A 21,909-nucleotide genomic window follows, 5' to 3' on the forward strand; every position below is an offset into this window, starting at 1 on the left:
GCGCCGGGGTGCAACCGCCGGCCGGAAAGCCGTTCGGGTCGCGGAACGCCCCCGCTCTCGCTGGCTGCGGACGTCTGCGGAGGGCGAACGCCGGAAGGGCGAGAGGTCGCTCGTCTCGGTGCTCGCGTCGGAGAGTAACGTTGGATTTCCTGACTGTACAGCACCGTTTCACACCCGTCATCGGACGTTACCGAACGATGGGATACAGGTTAGAACTCTAACTACTTACTTGATAACATCCACCATACTTCTCGTTTCTCCGCTCCGCGATAGAAAGCGAGGTGAGTAATCCGAGGAGAACGCTCGATCCCTCGTTCATAACAAAGGATCATTCTCCTGTGTTTTCATGCGGATCTGATCCATCGATGGGAGGGAGTAAGGAACGGAGGCGTGCAGTCGCTCTCGCGGCGATCACCGTACTCGGCATTCTCGTCGCCGGGTTCGGACCGATCGGCGCGGCAGCGGGGGGAGACGACGGGTTCGACTCCGGCGACGCCTCCGACGGTGCGGACGTCGTACAGCAACAGGAGGGCGGCACGCTCTCCGGAGAGATCAACCTCACAGACGCCGAGGCGACGATACGCGGCGACCGAGGCGACGACCGGTTCGGGTCGGCGATCGCGCCCGCCGGAGACGTGAACGGCGACGGCAACGACGACGTGATCGTCGGCGCACAGTTCGCCGACGCCACCGCCAACCGCAGCGGGGCGGCGTACCTCTTCTACGGCCCCGTCGAGGACGGGGAGTACGACGCCGCCGACGCGAACCTGACGCTCCGCGGCGAGAGCGGCGGCGACTGGGCCGGGTACAGCGTCGCCAGCGGCGACGTGAACGGCGACGGCCTGAGCGACCTGATCGTCGGCGCGCCGCTGGAAGACGAGGCCGGGTCCGACGCCGGCGCGGCCTACGTCTTCTACGGCGCCGACGACCTCGAAGGGTCGGTGAACCTCTCCGAGGCCGACGCGAAACTCCTCGGCGAGGGGGCGGGCGACCAGTTCGGCCTCTCGGTCGCCGCGGCGGACGTCGACGGCGACGGCACCGACGCCGTCGTCGCCGGCGCGCCGCGCAACAGCGGCGCCGGCGAGGAGGCCGGCGCGGCCTACGTCTTCGAGATCGACGGCGACGTGATGCTGTCGGCGAGCGACGCCGACGCCGCGTATCACGGCGAGAGCGCGAGCGACCGCGCCGGATGGGCCGTCGCGAACGCCGGCGACGCGAACGACGACGGCGTCGACGACGTGCTCGTCGGCGCACCTCAGAACAACAGCACCGCGCCGAACGCCGGCGCGGCCTACCTGGTGACCGACGGCGGCGCTGCCTCGCTCGCGGCGGCAACCAAGATGAACGGCGAAGGGGCCGGCGACCTGGCCGGGTGGTCGGTCTCCGACGCGGGCGACGTCAACAACGACAGCGTCGACGACGTCCTCGTCGGCGCGCCGCGCAACGACACCACGGGGAACGCCGCGGGGTCGGCCTACGTCGTCCACGGGAGCGACTCGCTCCCCGACGAGATCGACCTCGCCGACGCCGACGTGCGCCTGCGCGGCGAGGACGCCGGCGACCGCGCCGGCTACTCCGTCTCGTCGGCCGGGTCCGGCGACGTGACCTGCGACGCGATCGACGACGTGCTCGTCGGCGCGCCGATGGCGGATTCGACCGGCAACAACAGCGGGACCGCCTACCTCGTCTACGGCAGCGACGACGCACCGGAGAACCGGAGCCTCGCGACCGCAGAGGCGAAACTCCACGGCGAGGGCGCCGGCGACCGCGCCGGCGTCGCCGTCTCCGACGTGGAGGACCTCAGCGGCGACGGCAACGAGGACGTCGCCGTCGGCGCGCCGCGCAACGACACCGTCGGCGAGAACAACGGCGCCGCGTACCTCGTGAACGGGAAGTGTCCGGTCGAGGAGGAGGAACCGAAGACGACGAAGAAGGAGACGACCACCGAACACGAGACGAAGACGGAAAAGGAGACGACAGAGACCGCTACCGAGAAAGACACGACCACCGAACGCGAGACGACCACGGAGAAAGAAACGACGACCGAGGTCGAGATAGCGCCGCAGACGACCGACACCACTACCGAGCAGGAGACGACGACCGAGACCCAAACCACCACCGAGACGACTACACCCACGACGACTGAGACAACCACGCCGACGACCACCGACACCACCACCGAGACGACCACGACTGAGACGACGACTCGCACTACTACGGAAACGACCACGCCGACTACCACTACGCCAACCACGACCACTCCGACCACCACTACGCCAACCACGACCACTCCGACCACCACTACGCCAACCACGACCACTCCGACCACCACTACGCCGACAACGACTGAAACGACCACGGAAACCACCACTCCGCCCGATAGCCAACAGCCGGCGATAAGTTTCGTCGCGCTATGTATCGCCGAGGACACCGAGGTCCCGGAAGACTTCGATACGTCGGTCCAGGCGACGGGCTACAAGACGGAGGACGGAACGACTGACACTAGCGAGCCGATCTCTGCGGAATGGTCGGCAACTAACGTCACGATCAGTTCTGTCGTTGTCTACGGCGGCGGTGAGTTTGAGCGGTTCAATGGAGGGGATGGAGGATCGTTCACCTTTGGTGAAGGAACTTCGATTTCGGGCGTGTCGCAGTCGAACCCGTGCCCGAGTGGAGAGACGCTACTGGTGAAGTACGAGTGGAACGGGAACTCGTTCGACGCCGAGATCGAAAACGAAAACGCGTTGTTCGCCGACCTGCCGTCAGCGAACCTGGGCGGACTTCTGGCACTCGTCGCCGGAGCCGCACTTGCCGTGCGCAGGCAACTGTAGGTACTCCACTCGTCCACGCCTTCAAACGTCCGGGATTTTTAACGGATCACTGCGTGACCCTGCGTAAATGCGCGTCGCCGTCGCATCGTTGGAAACGTGGAAACAGCGGGACACCGAAGCGCTTCGGCGACTGCGCCGCGTCGCGGAGAGCCTGGCGAACCGCGGTCACGACGTCCACGTGCTCTGCTCGCAGTGGTGGGACGGTTACGGAGACAGGCGCGAGGAGGGCGACATCACTTATCACGGCGTCGTGGTCAGCCCCGACGCGCGACAGTCGTTCCTGCTCCGTCTGCCCGTCGCGATCGCTTCCGTCCGGCCCGACATCGTTCACGCGGGGGCACTCCCGCCGGCGCAGGTGACGCCGGCGAGCATCGGCTCGACGCTCGCCCGCTGTCCGCTGATCGTCGAGTGGTACGGCGACGAGGAGGCCGCCGCCGGGAGCGCGCGGTCGCGGCGGTGGGCCGTGCGGCGACCGGACGTCGTCGTCACCCCCTCGCGGCTGGTCAAGACGGAGGTGCGGGAGGCGGGCGCGGACGGCGACGACGTTCGGGTGATCCCAGACAGCATCGACGTCGAGCGCATCCGCGACACCGAGCCCGACGACCGCGGGAGCCTCGTGTACGCCCGCCGACTCGACGAGGGGGCGAACCTGGAGAGCATGCTGCTGGCGCTCGCCGAGCTGCGCGACCGGGACTGGTCCGCGACCGTGATCGGCGACGGCCCCCGGCGCGAGGAGTACGAGCAGCAGGCCCGCGACCTGCGCATCGACGACCGGGTGGAGTTCGTCGGGTCGTGTTCGCGCGACGAACGGATCGCCATCTACCGCGGCGCGCACGTGTTCGTCCAGACCGCGCGGCGGTCCCCGTTCGCGACGGAGCTGCTGTGGGGGCTCGCGTCGGGCTGCGTCGGCATCGTCGAGTACCACGCCGAGTCCAGCGCGCACGAACTCGTCGAGAACCGCCCGCGCGGGTTCCGAACCACCAGCGAGCAGGAGCTGGCCGACGCCATCGTCGACGCGGGGAGACTGGACCGATTGGACCTCGACGAGTCGTTCGCGTCGTACGACCGGGATGCCGTGCTGGAGGAGTACCTGGAGTGTTACCGGACGCTCCGAGAGGGATCGGGGCTGTTCTAGCTGCTCCGGGGCGGTCGTCCGAGCGCGTCCTCGACCGCGGCGATGCGGTCGCCGATGTCCTGCGAGCGCTCGCGCTGGTCGTCGACTTCGACCGACGTGATGACGCGGTCGCCCTCGATGGCGTCGTGGGCGGCCTTCGCCGCCTCGAACGCCTCGTCGGCGGAGTCCGCTTCGATGACCGTCCCCGTCGGCGTCATCTCGTAGGTGAGCCCCTGCTCGTCGAGCGCTTCGAGCGCCTGTACGATCTCCGCGGTCATGCTGTCGTCCGCGAGCGGCGTGACTTCGAGGCGTGCGATTACGGTCATTGTTCCGGGGAGAGATACGTTAACGTGGTTCATAGAACTTTTCTGGGGCGAGTGGACAGGACAGCGACCGGAGAGAAGAGCCGCGGCGAGCCGACGACTACTCTCGACCCGCCGACTCCATCGCGTCGCGGACGCGGACGGCGGCGGCGTTCTCGGCCACGTCGTGAACACGGACGAGGTCCGCGCCGCGTTCGGCGGCCAGCGCCGTCGCCGCGACGGTCGGGTGGAGGCGCTCGCCGTGCTCGTAGCCGGCGCGCTCGAACATGGACTTGTGCGAGTGGCCGATGAGCACCGGGCAGTCGAGCGCGTGGAGTTCGTCGGCCCGGGCGAGCAGTTCCATGTCCTCCTCCGGCGACTTGCCGAAGCCGAGGCCGGGGTCGACGACGATCTGCTCGCGGTCGAGGCCGGCCTTCTCGGCCAGCAGGACGCGCTCTTGCAGCTGCTCGATCACGTCCTCGACCACGTCGTCGTACTCGACGTCGCGCTCCGGGACGACCGGCGCGTCGATGCTGTGCATCACGACCAGCGGTGCGTCGTGCTCGGCGGCGACGAAGCGCATCTCCGGGTCGTCGAGCCCGGACACGTCGTTGAGCAGGTCGGCGCCCGCCTCCAGAGCGGCCTCGGCGACCGCGGCCTTGCGCGTGTCGACCGACACCATCGCGTCGAGGTCGCTGATCCGCTCGATCACGGGGACGATGCGGTCTATCTCCTCCTCGGCCGGGACGGGGTCCGCGCCGGGGCGGGTGCTCTCCCCGCCCACGTCGATCACGTCCGCGCCGTTCTCGACCATCTCCTCGGCGCGGCGGACGGCGGCGTCCACGCGGTCGTACTCGCCGCCGTCGTGGAAGGAGTCGGGCGTGACGTTGAGGATGCCCATCACCGCCGTGCCGTCCTGCCACGGGTAGCCCCGTTCCGGCGGCCCGGCGCCGATGTCGAGCGCGTCCCGCACGTCGTCGGCGAACACGGAGAGCCCGTACGGCTGGTCGTCGAGTTTCTCGGCGAGGCGCTTGAACTGCGCGAGCGTCCCCATCAGCACGGCGTCGAGGACGACGTCCTCGCGCTCGTTCAACCCCGAGATGGCGCACTCGCCGCCGAGCGACAGCATCTCCTCCTTGAGGTACTGGGCCTGCCGTCGCTGGACGCGCACCTTCAGCGCGCGGTGGACGCCCTTGCCGCGCATCCGCCAGACGCCCGGCGCGGTCACGTCGGCGTTCTCCAGCGCCTCGCGGGAGTCCTCTATGTCGCGGAGCGTCTTCGGGATCGGCGCGCTCGTCCAGCGCGCCCGCGCCTCGGCGACGGCGAACAGCGACCCCGTCACGAGCACGAAGTCGCCATCGCCGGCGGCCTGGAGCGTCCGCTCCAACGCGCCCGCCACGGAGTTTCGGGAGTGGATCTCGCCGGCGCCGGCGCGCTCGAACACCTCGGCGAGCACGTCCTCGCTCTCGGCGCGGTCGAGGTTCGGCTTGCAGGTCGTCACGCTGTCCGGCGTCGGGAGCGCCGCGGCCATCTCGCGGTGGTCCTTGTCGTGCATCGCGCCGAACACGAGGTGGAGGTCGTCGTAGTCGAACTCCTCGACCGTCGCCGCGAGGCGCTCGCAGGCGGCCGGATTGTGCGCGCCGTCGAGGACGACCGTCGGCGACTGCCGCATCACCTCGAAGCGGCCGGGCCAGTGGGCGTTCCGGAGGCCGCGTTCGAGCGACTCCTCGGAGACGTCCGCGACCTGCCGGGCGAGGACGCTCGCGATGCCGGCGTTCGACGCCTGGTGCGCGCCGATCGTCGAGAGGCGCGTCTCGACGCGCCAGTCCGGCCCCTCGACGGTGACGCCCGCCTCGGTGTGGTTGACCCGCCCCTCGTACGTGACGGTCACGTCGGCGTCGCCCTCGCCGACGGTCACCACGTCGCCCGCCACCTCGCGGACCGCCGCCAGCGTGTCGCCGGTCGCGCCGGTCACCAGCGGAGCGCCCTCGGGCGCGACGTGGGCCTTGTCGCGGGCGATCTCCTCGACGGTGTCGCCGAGGACGCTCGTGTGCTCCAGCGCGACGTTCGTCACGGCGCTCGCGACCGGGTCGACGGCGCTCGTCGCGTCGAGCTTCCCGCCGATGCCCACTTCGAGCACGGCGACGTCCACGTCGCGGCGGGCGAACTGCCACACCGCCATCGCCGTCATCGCCTCGAAGAACGTCGGCGACGCGCCGTCCGCCGCCCGGTCGGTGACGTACGAGCGGGCGGCCTCGACGAACTCGGTCACCGCCTTCCGGGGGATCTTCCTGCCGTCGATCCGGACGCGCTCGCGCAGGTCATCGAAGTGCGGCGAGGTGTACAGTCCGACCGACAGCCCGGCCTCGCGGAGGACCCGCTCGACCATCCGCGCGGTGCTTCCCTTGCCGTTCGACCCCGCGACCTGAACGAACCGCGGGCCGTCGGCGACGTCGAGGTGGGCGAGCAGATCCGCGGTCGACTCCGTCCCCGGACGGATGCCGAACGACCGCAGATCGTAGAGGAAGTTCGCCGCCTCGTGATACTCCATACCTGCGACAACAGATGCCGCGCGCTTTAGAGTGTCGAACCGGGACGATCGCTCGCGGCGAACGCCCCGCTCCCGGCCCCTCGCCAAAGCCCGGCTTTCGCAGGACAAGACGTCCCTTCGAGGATCATCTGTTCGCAACGATCATCCGGATTTTATATACCGGTGGACGACTCGAAAGTATGCAGCGCTACGAGCTCGGCCCCGAGGAGGAGCCGGTCGACGGCGTCTCCATGGTGATCGCCGCCCTGGAGAACCGTCGCCCCGACGAACTGGACCTGATCGCCGATCGGATCAGCCCGGATGCCCTGAACGGCCTGTTCGCGGCGTCGGAGACGGCGTCGATCCGGCTCCAGTTCCCCTACCACGAGTACGAGGTGGTCGTCACGGGGGATGCGGTGCAGGTATTCGAACCGTGGGACGAGCCCGAGCACTGACGCCGTCAGGCGCCCGGCAGCGAGCAGCGACGCCGCCGCGAGGTTCGGGGGATGTGGAGGGGCCGCAGTCCGTCGAAGGGTGAGATTTCTCGGAACCGACTCGGTAAGCGCAGACAAGCCGACGGTTAGGCACCGACGTGAGTCCGTGCTGAACCGGGTACCGGCTCACTCCGTCCGCCCCTGTAGCCAGAGGACGCCCTCCAGATGGTCGCCGGCTTCGGGGACGACCCCGTCAAGCACGCGGTCGGCGGCGTAGAGCGAGACGTCTACGTCCTCCCCGTTGCGCCGGAACAGCGGCGCGCGGATCCGGTACACCGCGCGGCCGTCGAACGTCGTCGCCGTCACTTCCTTCGCCCGCGTCCGGAAGACGTAGTCGTCGACGTCGCCGCGGTCGAAGGGCGCGAAGCCGACGACGCCGCCGTTCCCGTCCACGTCGTCCGCTCCCTCTCCGCCGACGGCCCCGTCGACGTCGGCGACCGCGTCGTCGCTCGCGCCGGACTGCGGCGCGCAGTAGTACGCCAGTCCGGCGAGCTCGACGCGGCGGTCGCCGTCCCGCTCGCCACCCTCGGCGTAGAAGTCCGTCGGGAAGAACGCGGCCGACGCCGGACCGAGGCGTCCCCGGAACTGCGCCTCGACGCCGTTCGCCCAGGGTATCTCCTCGTCCACCGCGAACTCCTGTGCGATCCCGTCCAGCTCCGGGTAGGCGGTCAGCATCTCGCCGTCGGCCGTGACGGCCGTCGACCGGACGGGGCCCTCCCCCGCCCGGAAGCCGACTACCTCTCGCCCGTCGACCGGCGGCGCGCGGACGGCGTCGCCGGTCTCGATCGTCCGCTGGACCGCGCGACCGATGGCCTCGTCGCCGTCGACCAGCGCGTCCCAGTGGCTCCCGTGGCTGCCGCGCTTCGCGTCGCGGTCGCCCGTGGACGGCCGCGGCGGCGCGTCGGGGTCGTCCCCGCCGTCGTCGGCCGTCCCGTCTCCGAGCGGCTCCAGCAGTCGGTCCAGCAAACCCATACGCGGCAGTCCGGGGCGACGGACATGAACCTTGCGCGGTCGGCGAGGGAGTCACGCGACCGGCGCGGCCGGGTCAGTCGTCCACGGACTCGGGGTCGCTCTCGTCGGTGGGCGTTACGGGCCCGGCCGGCGGCCCCTCCGGACCGCCCTCGCCCTCGACGACGCCCTCGGTCCATGTTCCCCGGCGGAACCACAGCACGGCGACGAGGAACGATCCGAAGGCGCCGACGGAGAACGCCCACCAGATCCCCTCGACGCCCCAGTCGAGCGCGGAGACGGTGACGCCGAGCCCCGGCACCGCGACGCTCCACGCGAACGCGAAGACGACGGCGAAGGGCACGCGCAGCACCCACCGCGAGAGCAGCGACAGCACCATCGCCACCTTCGTCTTCCCCGCGCCGCGGAACGCGCCCTGGATCACCATCACGCCGCCGAAGAAGGCCCAGAACGGCGCGATGACGCGGAGGAAGACGATCCCCTCGGCCACGACGGCGGGGTCGTCGATGAACACCCGCATCGCGACGGCGGGGAAGGCGACGACCAGCGCGGCCGCCGCGAACAGGATGCCCATGGTGGCGAGCGTCGCGACGTAGGTGACGCGGGCGGCGCGGTCCGGCGTCCCCGCGCCGAGGTTCTGGCCGACGCCGGTCGCCGTCGCCTGCCCCACCGCGCCCGCGACGCTCCAGGAGATCGACATCAGGCGCACGCCGATCCCGTACGCGGCGGTCGCCGCCGGGCCGAACCGCGCGACGAACCCTGCCATCACGACCGCGGCGAAGCTGCGCGCCCACCCGTCCAGCGTCGCCGGGTAGCCCACGTCGACGAGGTCCGTCAGCGTGTCGGGGTCGGGCCGCAGGTCCCCGATCCGCAGGCGGACGCCGAAGCCGCCGTGGAGCAGGACCGCGATGCCCGCCACCGTCACGGCGCCCCGCGAGAGGAAGGTGGCGACGCCCGCGCCGAACGTCCCCCACTCGGGGAACGGCCCCCAGCCGAGGATGAAGAAGGGGTCGAGGACGACGTTCGCGCCCGCCGACAGCACCATCAGCCACATCGCCGTCTTCGTGTCGCCCGCGCCCTGCAGCGCCGCGCGGAACGCGAAGAAGAGGAAGGTGAACGGCAGCGCGGCGAAGATGACCTCGACGTACGCGAGCGCCTCGACGAACACCTGCCCCCGCGCGCCGATGAGCGTCAGAAGCGGGCGACGAAATGCGAACCCGAGCGCGGCCAGCGCTCCCGACACCGCGAGCGTCAGCAGGATAGTCTGAGCGACGACGTGGTCGGCCTCGCGGCGCTCGCCCGCGCCGACGTGCTGGGAGACGAACGCGATGGTGGCCGCCGTGATGCCCATCGCCGTCGAGACGAACATCCACGAGAGCGGGAACATCAACGAGACGGCCGCGACGGCCTCGGGGCCGACCCGCCCGACCCAGAACATGTCCGCGACGTTGTACACCGTCTGGAGCAGGTTCCCGAGCACCAGCGGCCAGGCTAACCGCCCGAGTTTGGGCGCGATAGCGCCCGTCGTCATGTCGACGCCCTTGCGCTCCGCTCCCGCCACGCGTCCGGCTGACGGGTCGGTGCGGCTTAAGCGCGATGCACCCGCGAACGAGTTGCCGGTTCGGGACCGCTCCGCGGTGTCAGTCGTGGCGGAACGCGCGGCTCCCGGTGAACACCATCGCGATGTCGTGCTCGTCGCAGGCCTCGATCACGTCGTCGTCGTTGACCGACCCGCCGGGCTGGATGACGGCCTCGATGCCCGCCTCGGCGGCGGCCTCGATGCCGTCCGGGAACGGGAAGAACGCGTCGGAGGCCATCACCGCGCCCGCCGCGGACTTGCCCTCGGCGTCGCTCTCGGCTTTCATCTTCGCGATCTCCACGGCGTCGACCCGGGATACCTGCCCGGCGCCGACGCCGACCGTCTCCGTGCCGTCGGCGAACAGGATGGCGTTCGACTTGACGTGCTTGATCGTCTGCCAGGCGAACAGCATCGACTCGACCTGCTCGTCGGTCGGCTCGCGCTCGGTGACGACTTCGAGGTCGTCCGCGGTCGGGGCCTGCCGGTCGCGCTCCTGCACGAGGCGACCGCCGGCGAGGCGCTTCTCGGTGTGCTGTTCGACGGGGGTGTCGAGCGCGGACCGGTCGGCCTCGCCCGTCCGACCGTCCCCGGGCCCTACATCGAGGACCCGGAGGTTGTCCTTCTCGAACAGCTCGTCCAGCGCGTCGTCGGTGTAGCCCGGCGCGACGACGACCTCCTTGAACGAGTCCGTTATCTCGGCGGCGGTCTCTGCGTCGCACTCGCAGTTCAGCGCGACGATGCCGCCGAAGGCGCTCTTGGCGTCGGTCGACAGCGCGTCGCGGTAGGCGTCGGCCAGCGTGTCGGCGACAGCGGCGCCGGCGGGGTTGGTGTGCTTGATGACGGCGGCGGCCGGCCCGTCGTACTCCTTGACGAGGTTGAGCGCGGCGTCGGCGTCGTTGTAGTTGTTGTACGACAGCGCCTTCGCACCCTCGTTCAGCTGGTCGGCGTCGAGGACCGACGCCTCCTCGCAGGAGTAGTCGGCGTAGGCGGCGGCGTCCTGATGGGGGTTCTCGCCGTACCGGAGGTCGGCGACGCGGTCGCCGCTCGCGAGGAAGCGCAGAGGGAGCTGTTCGTCCCCGTTTTCGGGCGTGCGGACGACGTTCGCCTCGCGGTCGACCGTCGCGCGGTCCTCGGCGAACCACTTCACCGCACGGGGGTACGCCTTGAACTCGCCCTCGTAGAGGACGCGGTCCGCGAGGTCGTCCTCGTCGTCGCCGTCGTAGACCGGGACCGGCTCCTGTGTCACGATCGGGCCGGCGTCGACGTCTTCCTCGACGACTGCGCCGTCCTCGTCGGTGGCGTCCGTGACGACGTGGACGGTACAGCCGGTCACGTCCACGCCGGCGTCGAGCGCGTCGCCCCACGCGTCCGTCCCGGGGAAAGAGGGGAGCAGCGAGGGGTGGACGTTGAGCGTGGTCGGCGCCTCGTCGAGGAACTCGTCGGAGAGGATGCGCATGTAGCCGTCGAGACAGACGAGATCGAAGTCGTGATCCGCGAGGGCGTCGAGGACGCGGCGCTCGTGGGCGCGGCGGTCCTCGCCCTCGTCGCGCTCGACGGTCTCGGTCGGAATGCCGCGCTTCTCGGCCTCGTCGAGGACCGGCGCGTCGGCGTCGTTGGTCAGGACGACGGCGAGCTCGGCGCCGCCCGGGGCCTTGTCGGCGATGTGCATCAGGTTTCGGCCGCGGTTGCTGGCGAGTCCTGCGATTCGCATACCTCAGTTCGGTCGCGCGGACGGCAAAGTAGTTGCGGTCCGGAACGCATGTGTATGCAAAAACGTGGATATATTCGCAAGTATTTCGCTCGATGATCCGCCACCTGTACACGTCCGTGCTACTTCGGGTTCCGACACGCTTTTGCCTCGCGGCGCGGCACGCACGAGTATGACCGAATCCCTGCACGCCGTGTCGCCGCTCGACGGTCGGTACGCGTCCCGGACAGCGCCGCTGGCGCCGTACGCCAGCGAGGCCGCGCTGATGCGGGCCCGCGTGCGCGTCGAGATCGAGTACCTCGTCTCGCTCGCTGACCTCGACGCGACGCCGCTGGAGCTCGACACCGAGGCGCGCCAGACGCTGCGGGCGCTGTACAAGGACTTCGCGGAGGAGGACGCGCGCCTCGTCAAGCAACTGGAGACGGAGGGCTACGGCGAGTACGAGGCGACCAACCACGACGTGAAGGCCGTGGAGTACTACATCCGACACCACCTGCCCGAGGGGATGGACCACGTCTCCTCGTGGATCCACTTCGGGCTCACCAGCGAGGACGTGAACAACCTCGCGCACCGCCTGCTCGTCGGTCCCGCCGTCGAGGAGGTGCTGCTGTCGGAGATCCGCGGCGTCCGGGACGCCCTGGGCGAGATGGCGCGGGAGCACCGCGACCTCCCGATGCTCGCGCGCACCCACGGCCAGCCCGCGACGCCGACGACGTTCGGCAAGGAGATGGCCGTCTACGCCGCGCGCCTCGGCCGCGCCACGGGCCGCATCCGTCGGGCGCTCGACGGACTCTCGGGCAAGCTCGGCGGCGCGAGCGGCACGTTCGCGGCTCACGTCGCCGCCTTCCCCGGCGTCGACTGGCAGCGCTTCGCCGAGGAGTTCGTCACGGGGCTGGGCATGGAGTACGAGCCGCTGACGACGCAGGTCAACCCCTGCGACGACCTCGCGGAGCTGTTCGACGCGCTCCGGGCCGCCAACAACGTCCTGCTCGACCTCGACCTCGACGTCTGGCTCTACGTCAGCGACCGCTACCTCGGGCAGGAGGCGACCGAGGGCGAGACGGGCTCGTCGACGATGCCGCACAAGGTCAACCCCATCGACTTCGAGAACAGCGAGGGGAACCTCTCGAAGGCCAACAGCGACCTGACCTTCCTCGCCGACTACGTCACCAAGTCCCGCCTCCAGCGCGACCTCTCCGACTCCACCGTGAAGCGAAACGTCGGCGCCGCGCTCGCGCACTGCCTGATCGGCTACACGAAAGCGCAGGACGGCCTGGCGAAGGTCGTCCCGAACGAGCAGGTGATGCGCGACGAGCTGAACGCCACGCCCGAGGTCATCGGCGAGGCCGTCCAGACCATCCTCCGGCGCGAGGGCCACGAGGACGCCTACGAGCGCGTCAAGGCGCTCACCCGCGGCCGGTCGGTCTCCATCGAGGACTTCCGCGAGCTGTTCGACGACCTCGACGTCGACGACGAGACCCGCGCCGAACTGCGGTCGCTCTCGCCGGAGACGTACACCGGCGTCGCGAACGAACTGGCCGACGGCGCGGAGTAGCCCCGCGTTCGCTGCCGTTTCTCACTCGATGTCCGTCCTGCGGAACCACTCGCGGCTCGCAAGCACTAGCGCCGCCGTCCCCGCGAGCAGGATCACGGATCCGGCGAGGTCGTACGTGCCGTCGACGAGAACGTCGCCCGGCGAGTAGTACCGCGTCGGGGAGATACCGCCGACCCATTCGTACTCCGTGTTCGAGACGAGCGACTCGAAGAGGAAGAGGCCGAACACGGCCCCCGCTGCGACGCGTTGCGCGAGCGACGCACGGTCGAGGGCGACCGACGCGACGAGGCCGATGCCCGCGCAGGCGAGCAGGTAGGGTATCGAGAGGGCGTGCGCCGCGAGCACGTCGACCACGCCGATCTCCTCGCCGACGGCGTAGGTCGACGCGAACACCACGAGCGGGATCAGCGTGTTGGCGACGACCAGGGGGACGCCGAGCGAGGCGAACTTCTCCAGAACGACCCGGCTACGCGAGACGGGCATGGCGAGCAGCACGTCCATCCGGCCTCGCTCGACGTCGGCGGCGACGAGACCGGCGGCGGCGTACGCGAAGTAGAGGCCGAGCAGGATGACCCAGGCGAACGCGTACAGTTCGGTCGCGAGAAAGCCCTCGATGGTGTTCAGCGTCCGGACGTCGAACGCCTCGCGCAGCGCCGGCGGATACGCCTCGAGCAGTTGGTCCAGGTCGGCCGACGCCGAGACCGACGGATACAGCGCGACGTACATCGCGGTCAGCGCGCCGATGGCGACCGTCATCGCCAGTGCGCCCTTCAGTCGCTTCCGACCGTCGAAGCGTGCGATCTCCAGCATCAGTCGTCTCCGTAGAACCGCATGAACACGTCTTCGAGCGGGGCCTCCTCCACGTCGAGTTCGAGCAGGTCACACCCGTCGAGGAAGTCGACCAGTTCGTTCACGTCGCCGGTGTAGGTGAACGTCAGCTCCGTCGCGGGCCCGGAGACCGGGTCGCCACCGACCGCGACTTCCTCGCTCCCCAGGTCGGCGGCGCGCACGGCGAGGTCGTGGACGCCGTCGATGGTCACGTCGCTCGCCTCGACCGACCCGGCGACGCGGGCCCGTACCGACTTCCCCGAGCGGCCGAGCAGGTCGACCACGCGCTCGACCGCGACGATGCGACCCTCCCGGATGATCCCGACGCGGTCGCAGATCCGACGCACCTCGCTCAGCACGTGCGAGGAGAGAAACACCGTCGTGCCGGCCTCGCGCTCGGCGCGGACGAAATCGTTGAACCGCTGCTGCATCAGCGGGTCCAGTCCGGCCGTCGGCTCGTCCATCACGACCAGGTCCGGGTCGTGCATGAACGCCTGCACCAGCCCCAGCTTCTGGACGTTCCCCGTGGAGTAGTCCCGGATCTTCCGGTCGAGCGGGGGGTCGAACAGTTCGAGCAGTTCCGTCCGGCGACGCTCGCCCTTGATCGACCCGTGCAGGTCGAGCACCTGCCGGCCCGTGACCGTCTCGTCGAACGCCGGGTTGGCGGGGAGGTACCCGATACGCTCCTTGGCGGCGATGAGCTCCGATTCCTCGCGCACGTCCGCGTCCAGCACCGTCGCGGTCCCCGCCGTCGGCGACTGGAAGCCCATCAGCGTCCGGATCGTCGTCGTCTTGCCGGCCCCGTTCGGACCCAGGTAGCCGAAGACCTCGCCGTCGGCGACGTCGAACGCGACGCCGTCGTTGGCGAGCACCTCGCCGTAGTCCTTCGTGAGGCCGTCGACCTCGATCGCGCCCATTCGTCGCTATCGTGGCTCTTCCATCCTGAATCTATCCCTTCCGAGACTGCAATAATGGCTCACCCGAGCAGCTCGCCGAGCGCCGCCGCCAGCGCGTCCGCGGCCCGCCGCACCTCGTCGACGCGGACGTACTCGCGGTCGGCGTGGGCGACGGCGCCCGCCTCGTCGGCCAGGTCGCCCGGACCGAACACGACCGTCGGCGCGACCGCGGCGAAGTAGGATGCCTCCGTCGCGGCGGTGAAGGGACGCACGTCGCCGCCGGCCGCCCCACGGAGCGCCGTCACCAGCGGGTCGTCGGCCGGCGTCGAGAACGCTTCGAGGAACGGGCTCTCGCGGTCGGTCAGGTCGAAGGAGACGCCCACGTCGTCGGGCACGCGTTCGCGCAGGTGGGCTTCCAGCGACGAGCGAAAGCCCTCGCTGGTCTCCGGCGGGACGCTCCGCCGGTCGACGACGAGTTCGCACTCCGCCGGGATCTGGTTGGTCGCGCTGCCGCCCGCCACAGTGGTCGGCGTGAGCGTCGCCGCGCCGAGCGAGTCGTGGGCGGGCGGCGCGTCGTCGCGGTCGTCGAACGTCTCCAGAGCCCGCAGGACCTCCTCCAGCGCGTCCACCGCGTTCGTCCCCTCCTGGGGTTCCGCAGCGTGGGCGTTCTCGCCCGAGAGAGCGATCGTCCCCTGGAAGCGCCCCTTCGCGGCGTTGCAGACGTCCAGCCCGGTCGGCTCGCCGACGATACACCAGTCCGGATCGAGGTCGTCGAGGTCGAGCGCCGCAGCGCCCGTCGACAGCGTCTCCTCGTCCGGCGATACGGCGAGCGTGAGGCGGCCGTTCCCGTCGCTCAGGTCCGCGCCGAGAAACGCCGAGAGCAGGGCGGCGAGCGGCCCCTTCGCGTCGCAGGAGCCGCGGCCGCGGATCACGTCGCCGTCGACTCGCGGCGTCTCGCCGCTCGTTTCTTCTGCGGCGCTACGCGCCGTCCCCCGCTCGTACGGCACGTGCGGCGGCACAGTGTCGACGTGGGTGTTGAGGAGGACGTGCGGGCCGCCGGTCCCGCGGGCGGCGACAGTGTTCCCGGCGTCGTCGACGGTCGCCTCGACGCCGTGCTCGGCGAGCGTCGAGACGAGGAAGTCGCGCATCTCGCTCACGTCCTCGGTGGAGTCTATCGGGACCGCGTCTTCCAGGAAGTCGACCGGGCCGAAGCTCATGGCTGGGGCGCGGCGGGGAGTTCACCGGCGAACTCGCGCTCGACCGGACCGCGCAGTATCGCCGGCCCCTGCCGGGGGACGCGCACGGAGAGGTCGCCGCCGGGCGGCGAGACCGCGACGGTCTCGTCGTCGGTGCGGCCGGTCCGCCGCGCGGCCACCGCGATGGCGACCGCGCCCGTGCCGCAGGCGTCGGTCTCGCCCTCCACGCCGCGCTCGAAGGTGCGCTGGTCGAACCCGTCGCCGTCCCCGCTCTCGGCGGCGACGTTGACGTTCGCCCCCTCGGGGAAGACGTCCGCGTGGCGGATCGGCGCGGCGAACGCGTCCAGATTCACCTCGTCCACGTCCTCCACGAACGCGACGGCGTGGGGGACGCCGGTGGTCAGGGCCGTCACCTCGACGCCCTCGACGGTCTCCTCGACCAGCGGTTCGTCGCCGGCGAGGGGGACGTCCTCCGGGTCGAACGAGGGCAGCCCCATCTCGACGGCCACCTCATCGCCGCGGACTTCCGCCCGGCGGGTGCCCGCCGGGGTGTGGATGACCACCTCGTCCGCGCCGGTGCGGTCGGCGACCCACCGCGCGACGCAGCGGGCGCCGTTGCCGCACATCGCCGCGGTGCCGCCGTCCGGCTGGTAGAGGCGCATTTCCACCTCGGGCGGCGTCGGCGCGTCGTCGAGGTCGAGGACGAGGACGCCGTCCGCGCCCGTGGTTCGGTCGGGGTCGTCGGCGCCCGCGCCCGTCTCCCGGTCGCAGTGGGCGCGCGCGAACGCCGCCCAGTCGGGGACGTCCTCGTCCGCGTCGACGATCACGAAGTCGTTGCCGGTGCCGTGGTACTTGTCGTAGCTGATCATGGTTCCTCCAGTCTCGTCAGGTCGGCGAGCGTCTCCCGGCGGCGCGCCAGCGTCGCCTCGCCGCCGGAGAGCGTCACCGTCGCGGGCCGCGGTCGGGAGTTGTACTGGCTCGTCATCTCGTAGCCGTACGCGCCGGCGTTGCCGACGGCGAGCGTGTCGCCGCGCTCGGGGGCCGGCAGGTCGCGGTCCGTGCAGAGCACGTCCGCGCTTTCGCAGATGGGGCCGGTCACCGTCTGGGCGACCGTCTCGCGGTCTGCGGCGTCCGGCGCGAGGTTCCGCAGGTGGTGGTAGGCGTCGTACATCGCCGGGCGGAGCAGGGTCGTCATCCCCGCGTCGACGCCGACGACGGTCGTCTCAGCGGTCTCCTTCACCGTGTTCACGTCGGTCAGCAGGACGCCCGCGTCGGCGACGAGGTAGCGCCCGGGTTCGATCGCCAGTTCGGCGTCGACCTCGCCCAGCGCGTCGCGGGTCGCCTCGGCGACGGCGTCCAGGTCCAGCGGGTCCTCGTCCGGGCGGTACGGGACGCCGAAACCGCCGCCCACGTCCACGAACTCCAGGTCGACGGGGGCGTCCCGCGCGAGGTCGCCCATCCGCGCGACGAGGTCGCGGTGGTTCGAGAGGTCATCGCCCGAGATGCCGCTGCCCGCGTGGGCGTGGACCCCGACGACGTCGAACCCGCGGTCGGCGGCGTCGGCGAGCAGGTCGGCCGCGCGGTCGTACGGGACGCCGAACTTCGCGTCCGCGCCGGTGCGGACCTTCTCGTGGTGGCCCGCGCCGACGCCGGGGTTGACGCGCAGGCAGAGGCGGCCGTCGTAGCCGCGCTCGGCGAGGCGGTCGAGGGTGTCCGCCGCGCCGACGGTCACCGTCAGGCCGGGGAACTCGTGCCACAGTTCGACTGCTGTATCGAGGTCGGCGTCCGGCGGGTTGACTGCGGTGTACTGGACGCGAGCGCCCGGGTCGTCGACGACGCCCGACAGCGCGTCGATCGCGCGGGCGGTCTCGCCGGCGGATGCGCACTCGATCCCCGCGCCCTCGTCGCCGAGCGCCGCCATCGCGCGGCCCAGCGTGTTCGCCTTCGCGGCGTAGCGCACGTCCGCGTCGGGGAAGGCGGCGTCGAGGCGACGGAAGTTCTCGCGGACGCGGTCGAGGTCGAGGACGTACAGCGGGCTCCCGCGCTCCGAGCGGAGGTCGCGCAGCCGCTCGGCGTCCCAGTCGTCCAGCCTGCGCACCGCCGGGGTCGCCGAACTCATTCGCGCAGGGTCTCCTCCTTCGCCGCCGCTTCGAGCGTCTCCTGCTCGATGCTCGTCGCCACGACGGCGGGCTTGTACGCGCCGCCGTCGAAGAGGTCGTGCTCGCCGACCGACGACTCGACGAAGCGGGTGAACGCGCGCCGTTCCGGCGGCAGTTCGCCGTAGAGCACCTCCTCCTCGACGAGGTCGTAGACGGGGATGCGCGGCGTCAGGAGCGTGTTCTCCCCGACGACCGACCCCTCGCCGACGACGAAGCCGCTGGTGACGCGACAGCCCGCGCCGAGCGAGACGTCGTCCTCGACGATCACCGGCGCGTCCTCGACCGGTTCGAGGACGCCGCCGATCAGCGTGTTCGCGCCGAGCTTGACGTTCTCGCCGATCTGGGCGCACGAACCGACCGTGTCGGCCGAGTCGACGAGCGTCCCGTCGCCCACGTACGCGCCGATGTTGACGAACGAGGGGCTCATCATGATGCAGTCCTCGCCGAGGTACGCGCCCCGCCGGATCGTCGTGCCGTCTGGCGTGTTGCGCGTGCCGCGTTCGCCGAGGTCGGCGGTGTCGCGCAGGGGGAGCACGTCGTGGTACCGGACGCCGCCGTACTCGCGGGCCTCGGTCTCGCGGAGGCCGAAGTTGAGGAGGATCCCCTCCTTCACCCACTCGTTGGCCTCCCACTCGCCCCCGGATCGTTCGGCGGCGCGCACCTCGCCCGCCTCCAGGGCGTCGAGGAACGCTTCGAGCGTGTCCGCGGCGTCCGCGCCCGCGCTCTCCGCGTCGATCTCGTCGTTCTGATAGCGCTGCCACAGGTCCTCGATCTCTGACTGAAGCGTCGCCTGACTCATGCTGAATCCTCCAGTACGTCACCGAAGTCGTACCACCCTGATTCCCGTTGCGTTATCCAGACGGCCGCGTCCACCGCGCCCGCGGCGAACACGCCGCGGCTCTCGGCGCGGTGGGTGAGCCGCACCTCCTCGTGGTTGCCGGCGACGATCACCTCGTGTTCGCCGGTCACGTCGCCCGCCCGGAGCGCGTGGACGCCGATCTCGCCGTCCTCGCGCGGGGCCTCGCCCTCGCGGCCGTGGACGCGGCGGTCCTCGCCTTCGTCGATCCCCCGTGCGCTCTCCACCTCCCGAAGGATGGACTTCGCGGTGCCGCTGGGCGCGTCGCGCTTCGCGTTGTGGTGGGTCTCGACGAGCTCCACGTCGTAGCCCGGCAGGTTCGCGACGGCGTCGCCGACCACGTCGAGCAGGGCCTGTACGCCGCGGGCGAAGTTCGCCGCCTTGAGGACGGGCACCGCCTCGCTCGCAGCCCGCAGCGCGTCGATCTGGTCGTCGGAGAAGCCGGTCGTGCCGACGACGGCCGGGACGCCGGCGTCGGCGGCCGCCTCGACGTACTCGACGCTCGACTCTGGGCCGGTGAAGTCGATGACGGCGTTCGGTTCGCGGTCCGCGACCAGCGCCTCGAAGTCGGCCGCGTCCTCGACCGCGACGCCGTCCACCTCGTCGGCGTCGGGGTCGCGATTGACCGCCAGCACGACCTCGACGTCGCCGCGGTCGGCCGCCTCGGCGATCAGTTCGCGGCCCATCCGCCCGGTCGCGCCGGTGATCGCGAGCCGTACGGTCATCGCTCGACCTCCGCGTACTCGTCCTCGAGGTCCTCGGTTTCGAGAGCGTCGAGCACGTCCTGCACGTAGTCGCGGTGCTCCTCGGAGAGGCGCGTGAGCGGCGAGCGCAGCCGCGCGGGGCCGTGCCCGCGGACCTGCATCGCCTCCTTCACTGGAATGGGATTGGTCTCGACGAACAGCGCGCGGAACAGCTCGCCGAGCTCGTGGTGGATCTGGCGGGCGCGCTCGTAGTCGCCCGCCAGCGCCGCGCCGACCATCGCGCAGGTGCGCTCGGGCTCGACGTTGGCGGCGACGCTGATGGTGCCGCTGCCCCCGACCGAGATGGTCGGCAGGGTGAGCGCGTCGTCGCCCGAGAGGACGGCGAACTGCTCGTCGCGCGTGCGCTCGACGATCTCGGTTATCTGACCGAGGTCGCCGCTGGCGGCCTTGAAGCCGGTGATGTTCTCGTGGCTCGCCAGTTCGACGGCGGTGTCGGGGTCGATGTTCCGCCCCGTCCGCGAGGGGACGTTGTAGACGATCTGCGGCAGGTCGACCGCGTCGGCGACGGTCCGGTAGTGCTCGACGAGGCCGCGCTGCTCGGGCTTGTTGTAGTACGGCGAGATGAGCAGGAGCGCGTCGGCCCCGGCGTCGGCCGCGCGCTCGGAGAGCTCCAGCGCCTCGCGGGTGTTGTTGCTCCCGGTGCCCGCGATGACGGGGACGTCGTCGACGGCGTCGATGACGGCCTCGACGACCTCCACGTGCTCGTCGTGGGTGAGCGTCGCGGACTCCCCGGTGGAGCCGACGGGGACGAGGCCGTCGACGCCCGCGCTCTCCAGGCGCCGGGCGTCGTCGCGGAGCTGTTCGAAGTCGATGCGCTCGTCGGCGTCGAACGGCGTGACCATTGCCGGGTAGACGCCGCTGAAGTCGATGTCGCGTGTCATGGTGTGTCTCTGGTAGTGTCGCTGTCGTTCGTCGCGCGGTGCCCGTCGGGCGCACCCGGGACGAGGACGCCACCCTCGCCGCGAGCGCTCCTCACGGGCGTTTTTTCAGAAGAGCGGCCGCGCCGCTCGCGGGCCGACTGCGAGCGTCCCCCCTGAGAGCGGCGTCCGGCATTACCGGGAAACAGGGGCAGCGGGGACTTAGCACTTGTGTCGGGAGCGAAACCTGCCCCGTCGGCGCGTTGCGGGCCGCGGGCTACGGCGCCCCCGCACCGCACGTGGAGCGGTCCACGCTACCATCTATCAGGATGAATAAGGGATTTATGCGTCGCGCGCCGATAGTACCGCGTATGAGACACGTAGGACTCAAACTCCGGATGGCGGTCGTCGGCACCCTCCTCTTCGCGTTTTACGCCGCGGGGGCGGGCTTCGCCCTGCTCCTGTTCGGTACGAGCGCGTGGCCGCTGGTGCTCGTCGGAACCGTCCTCTTCGCCGGCTTCCAGTACAAGTTCGGGAAGTGGGCGTCGCTCCGGAGCGTCGGCGCCGAGGAGATGGACGAACAGCAGTACCAGGAGATCCACTGGATGGTCGAGGACCTCTGCAAGGAGATGGACCTAGAGAAGCCGAAGCTGATGGTCGCGGACATGGGTGTCCCCAACGCCTTCGCGACCGGGCGACGCGGCGCGGGCGTCGTGGTCGTCTCGCGGGAGCTCATCCGCCTCCTCGACCGCGACGAACTGGAGGGCGTCATCGCCCACGAACTGGCACACATCGACAACCGTGACGTGGTGACGATGGTACTCGGGCAGTCGATCGCCTCCATCTTCGGCATTGCCGTCCAGTGGGCGGTCATGCTGTCCGGCGACAACGACATCGCCGACTTCGTGCTCGGCTACATCGCCGGCATCCTCACCCAGATGTTCGTGATGCTGTTCGTGCTGGCCATCTCGCGCTACCGCGAGTACGTCGCCGACAGCGACGCCGCGCAGTACGTCGGCTCCGGCGACCCCCTCGCCCGCGCGCTGGAGAAGATCCAGCGCGGGTCCGAGGGCCGGGAGAGCCGCGTCAGCGACGAGGTGAGCGCGCTGTGTATCTTCGACAGCGAGGGCGGCCTCATGAAGAAGATCCTCGCCACGCACCCGCCGGTCGAGAAGCGCATCGAGAAACTCCGCAGTTACTGAGCCGCGTTTCCGTTTTTCCGGGCCAGTCGGGATCGGTTCCTCCGGATGCTCGGCCTTCCGTCGAAGCCA

At 70.5% G+C, this 21,909-nt stretch carries 18 protein-coding genes; 5 read left to right on the top strand and 13 right to left on the bottom strand.

Annotated features, from left to right (window positions below):
• The first annotated feature begins 365 nt into the window (after positions 1 to 365).
• Positions 366 to 2,831 carry an integrin alpha gene (locus tag D8670_RS09595; RefSeq protein ID WP_121817893.1) on the top strand — a complete coding sequence of 822 codons (2,466 nt, stop codon included), beginning with the start codon at positions 366 to 368 and terminating at the stop codon, positions 2,829 to 2,831.
• Between the two features lie 67 nt (positions 2,832 to 2,898).
• Positions 2,899 to 3,966 (top strand): glycosyltransferase family 4 protein, encoded by a 1,068-nt coding sequence (locus D8670_RS09600; protein WP_121817894.1) that lies wholly within the window; start codon positions 2,899 to 2,901, stop codon positions 3,964 to 3,966.
• Here D8670_RS09600 and D8670_RS09605 read toward each other — a convergent pair.
• Both D8670_RS09605 and folP read right to left on the bottom strand, forming a co-directional pair.
• Positions 3,963 to 4,271, bottom strand: coding sequence for a thiamine-binding protein (locus tag D8670_RS09605; RefSeq protein ID WP_121817895.1), 309 nt, complete (start codon positions 4,269 to 4,271; stop codon positions 3,963 to 3,965). The genes D8670_RS09600 and D8670_RS09605 overlap by 4 nt on opposite strands.
• 97 nt (positions 4,272 to 4,368) lie before the next feature.
• Complete coding sequence (folP, locus tag D8670_RS09610) at positions 4,369 to 6,798, bottom strand: dihydropteroate synthase (RefSeq protein WP_121817896.1); 2,430 nt, start codon at positions 6,796 to 6,798, stop codon at positions 4,369 to 4,371.
• A gap of 179 nt (positions 6,799 to 6,977) precedes the next feature.
• Between folP and D8670_RS09615 the strand changes: the two genes are divergently transcribed.
• Positions 6,978 to 7,232, top strand: a complete 255-nt coding sequence (locus D8670_RS09615; RefSeq protein ID WP_121817897.1) for a HalOD1 output domain-containing protein — start codon at positions 6,978 to 6,980, stop codon at positions 7,230 to 7,232.
• Between the two features lie 165 nt (positions 7,233 to 7,397).
• Here the strand turns inward: D8670_RS09615 and D8670_RS09620 are convergent, their stop codons facing one another.
• The 3 genes from D8670_RS09620 to purH form a co-directional block, all read right to left on the bottom strand.
• Positions 7,398 to 8,243: a hypothetical protein gene (locus D8670_RS09620; RefSeq protein WP_121817898.1), complete on the bottom strand. Its 846-nt coding sequence runs from the start codon at positions 8,241 to 8,243 to the stop codon at positions 7,398 to 7,400.
• Between the two features lie 73 nt (positions 8,244 to 8,316).
• Positions 8,317 to 9,771, bottom strand: coding sequence for an MATE family efflux transporter (locus D8670_RS09625; protein WP_121818578.1), 1,455 nt, complete (start codon positions 9,769 to 9,771; stop codon positions 8,317 to 8,319).
• Between the two features lie 109 nt (positions 9,772 to 9,880).
• Positions 9,881 to 11,530 (bottom strand): bifunctional phosphoribosylaminoimidazolecarboxamide formyltransferase/IMP cyclohydrolase, encoded by a 1,650-nt coding sequence (purH, locus tag D8670_RS09630; protein WP_121817899.1) that lies wholly within the window; start codon positions 11,528 to 11,530, stop codon positions 9,881 to 9,883.
• A gap of 169 nt (positions 11,531 to 11,699) precedes the next feature.
• Here purH and purB point away from each other — a divergent pair, with 169 nt between their 5' ends.
• On the top strand, positions 11,700 to 13,082 hold the full coding sequence (gene purB / locus D8670_RS09635; protein WP_121817900.1) for an adenylosuccinate lyase: 1,383 nt from the start codon (positions 11,700 to 11,702) through the stop codon (positions 13,080 to 13,082).
• Positions 13,083 to 13,103: 21 nt separating this feature from the next.
• Here the strand turns inward: purB and D8670_RS09640 are convergent, their stop codons facing one another.
• From D8670_RS09640 to dapA, 8 genes are read right to left on the bottom strand one after another with little or no spacing between them, the layout of a single operon-like run.
• Positions 13,104 to 13,892, bottom strand: coding sequence for an ABC transporter permease subunit (locus tag D8670_RS09640; protein WP_121817901.1), 789 nt, complete (start codon positions 13,890 to 13,892; stop codon positions 13,104 to 13,106).
• Entirely contained in the window at positions 13,892 to 14,827 is a 936-nt protein-coding gene (locus D8670_RS09645; RefSeq protein ID WP_121817902.1) for an ABC transporter ATP-binding protein, read from the bottom strand. Before D8670_RS09645 ends, D8670_RS09640 begins: the two co-directional genes overlap by 1 nt.
• Positions 14,828 to 14,886: 59 nt before the next feature.
• Positions 14,887 to 16,023: a M20 family metallopeptidase gene (locus tag D8670_RS09650; RefSeq protein WP_121817903.1), complete on the bottom strand. Its 1,137-nt coding sequence runs from the start codon at positions 16,021 to 16,023 to the stop codon at positions 14,887 to 14,889.
• A complete protein-coding gene (dapF, locus tag D8670_RS09655) occupies positions 16,020 to 16,871 on the bottom strand; it encodes a diaminopimelate epimerase (RefSeq protein ID WP_121817904.1) in 852 nt (283 codons plus the stop codon). The genes D8670_RS09650 and dapF overlap by 4 nt, the downstream gene beginning before the upstream one ends.
• Complete coding sequence (lysA, locus tag D8670_RS09660; protein WP_121817905.1) at positions 16,868 to 18,121, bottom strand: diaminopimelate decarboxylase; 1,254 nt, start codon at positions 18,119 to 18,121, stop codon at positions 16,868 to 16,870. The genes dapF and lysA overlap by 4 nt, the downstream gene beginning before the upstream one ends.
• Complete coding sequence (locus D8670_RS09665; RefSeq protein ID WP_121817906.1) at positions 18,118 to 18,960, bottom strand: 2,3,4,5-tetrahydropyridine-2,6-dicarboxylate N-succinyltransferase; 843 nt, start codon at positions 18,958 to 18,960, stop codon at positions 18,118 to 18,120. Before D8670_RS09665 ends, lysA begins: the two co-directional genes overlap by 4 nt.
• A complete protein-coding gene (dapB, locus tag D8670_RS09670) occupies positions 18,957 to 19,742 on the bottom strand; it encodes a 4-hydroxy-tetrahydrodipicolinate reductase (protein WP_121817907.1) in 786 nt (261 codons plus the stop codon). Before dapB ends, D8670_RS09665 begins: the two co-directional genes overlap by 4 nt.
• Entirely contained in the window at positions 19,739 to 20,662 is a 924-nt protein-coding gene (gene dapA, locus D8670_RS09675) for a 4-hydroxy-tetrahydrodipicolinate synthase (RefSeq protein ID WP_121817908.1), read from the bottom strand. The genes dapB and dapA overlap by 4 nt, the downstream gene beginning before the upstream one ends.
• Positions 20,663 to 21,009: 347 nt before the next feature.
• Between dapA and D8670_RS09680 the strand changes: the two genes are divergently transcribed.
• Positions 21,010 to 21,840, top strand: a complete 831-nt coding sequence (locus D8670_RS09680; protein ID WP_121817909.1) for a M48 family metallopeptidase — start codon at positions 21,010 to 21,012, stop codon at positions 21,838 to 21,840.
• The last annotated feature ends 69 nt before the right edge of the window (positions 21,841 to 21,909 follow it).

Origin of the sequence: Halostella limicola (genome assembly GCF_003675875.1) — an archaeon.
Classification (GTDB): Archaea; Halobacteriota; Halobacteria; order Halobacteriales; family Natronoarchaeaceae; genus Halostella; species Halostella limicola.

Bases quoted from the DNA above. Each gene is read 5' to 3' on its own strand.
- D8670_RS09595 (WP_121817893.1), top strand. From the start codon at position 366: ATGGGAGGGAGTAAGGAACGGAGGCGTGCAGTCGCTCTCGCGGCGATC.
- D8670_RS09600 (WP_121817894.1), top strand. From the start codon at position 2,899: ATGCGCGTCGCCGTCGCATCGTTGGAAACGTGGAAACAGCGGGACACC.
- D8670_RS09605 (WP_121817895.1), bottom strand. From the start codon at position 4,271: ATGACCGTAATCGCACGCCTCGAAGTCACGCCGCTCGCGGACGACAGC.
- folP (WP_121817896.1), bottom strand. From the start codon at position 6,798: ATGGAGTATCACGAGGCGGCGAACTTCCTCTACGATCTGCGGTCGTTC.
- D8670_RS09615 (WP_121817897.1), top strand. From the start codon at position 6,978: ATGCAGCGCTACGAGCTCGGCCCCGAGGAGGAGCCGGTCGACGGCGTC.
- D8670_RS09620 (WP_121817898.1), bottom strand. From the start codon at position 8,243: ATGGGTTTGCTGGACCGACTGCTGGAGCCGCTCGGAGACGGGACGGCC.
- D8670_RS09625 (WP_121818578.1), bottom strand. From the start codon at position 9,771: ATGACGACGGGCGCTATCGCGCCCAAACTCGGGCGGTTAGCCTGGCCG.
- purH (WP_121817899.1), bottom strand. From the start codon at position 11,530: ATGCGAATCGCAGGACTCGCCAGCAACCGCGGCCGAAACCTGATGCAC.
- purB (WP_121817900.1), top strand. From the start codon at position 11,700: ATGACCGAATCCCTGCACGCCGTGTCGCCGCTCGACGGTCGGTACGCG.
- D8670_RS09640 (WP_121817901.1), bottom strand. From the start codon at position 13,892: ATGCTGGAGATCGCACGCTTCGACGGTCGGAAGCGACTGAAGGGCGCA.
- D8670_RS09645 (WP_121817902.1), bottom strand. From the start codon at position 14,827: ATGGGCGCGATCGAGGTCGACGGCCTCACGAAGGACTACGGCGAGGTG.
- D8670_RS09650 (WP_121817903.1), bottom strand. From the start codon at position 16,023: ATGAGCTTCGGCCCGGTCGACTTCCTGGAAGACGCGGTCCCGATAGAC.
- dapF (WP_121817904.1), bottom strand. From the start codon at position 16,871: ATGATCAGCTACGACAAGTACCACGGCACCGGCAACGACTTCGTGATC.
- lysA (WP_121817905.1), bottom strand. From the start codon at position 18,121: ATGAGTTCGGCGACCCCGGCGGTGCGCAGGCTGGACGACTGGGACGCC.
- D8670_RS09665 (WP_121817906.1), bottom strand. From the start codon at position 18,960: ATGAGTCAGGCGACGCTTCAGTCAGAGATCGAGGACCTGTGGCAGCGC.
- dapB (WP_121817907.1), bottom strand. From the start codon at position 19,742: ATGACCGTACGGCTCGCGATCACCGGCGCGACCGGGCGGATGGGCCGC.
- dapA (WP_121817908.1), bottom strand. From the start codon at position 20,662: ATGACACGCGACATCGACTTCAGCGGCGTCTACCCGGCAATGGTCACG.
- D8670_RS09680 (WP_121817909.1), top strand. From the start codon at position 21,010: ATGAGACACGTAGGACTCAAACTCCGGATGGCGGTCGTCGGCACCCTC.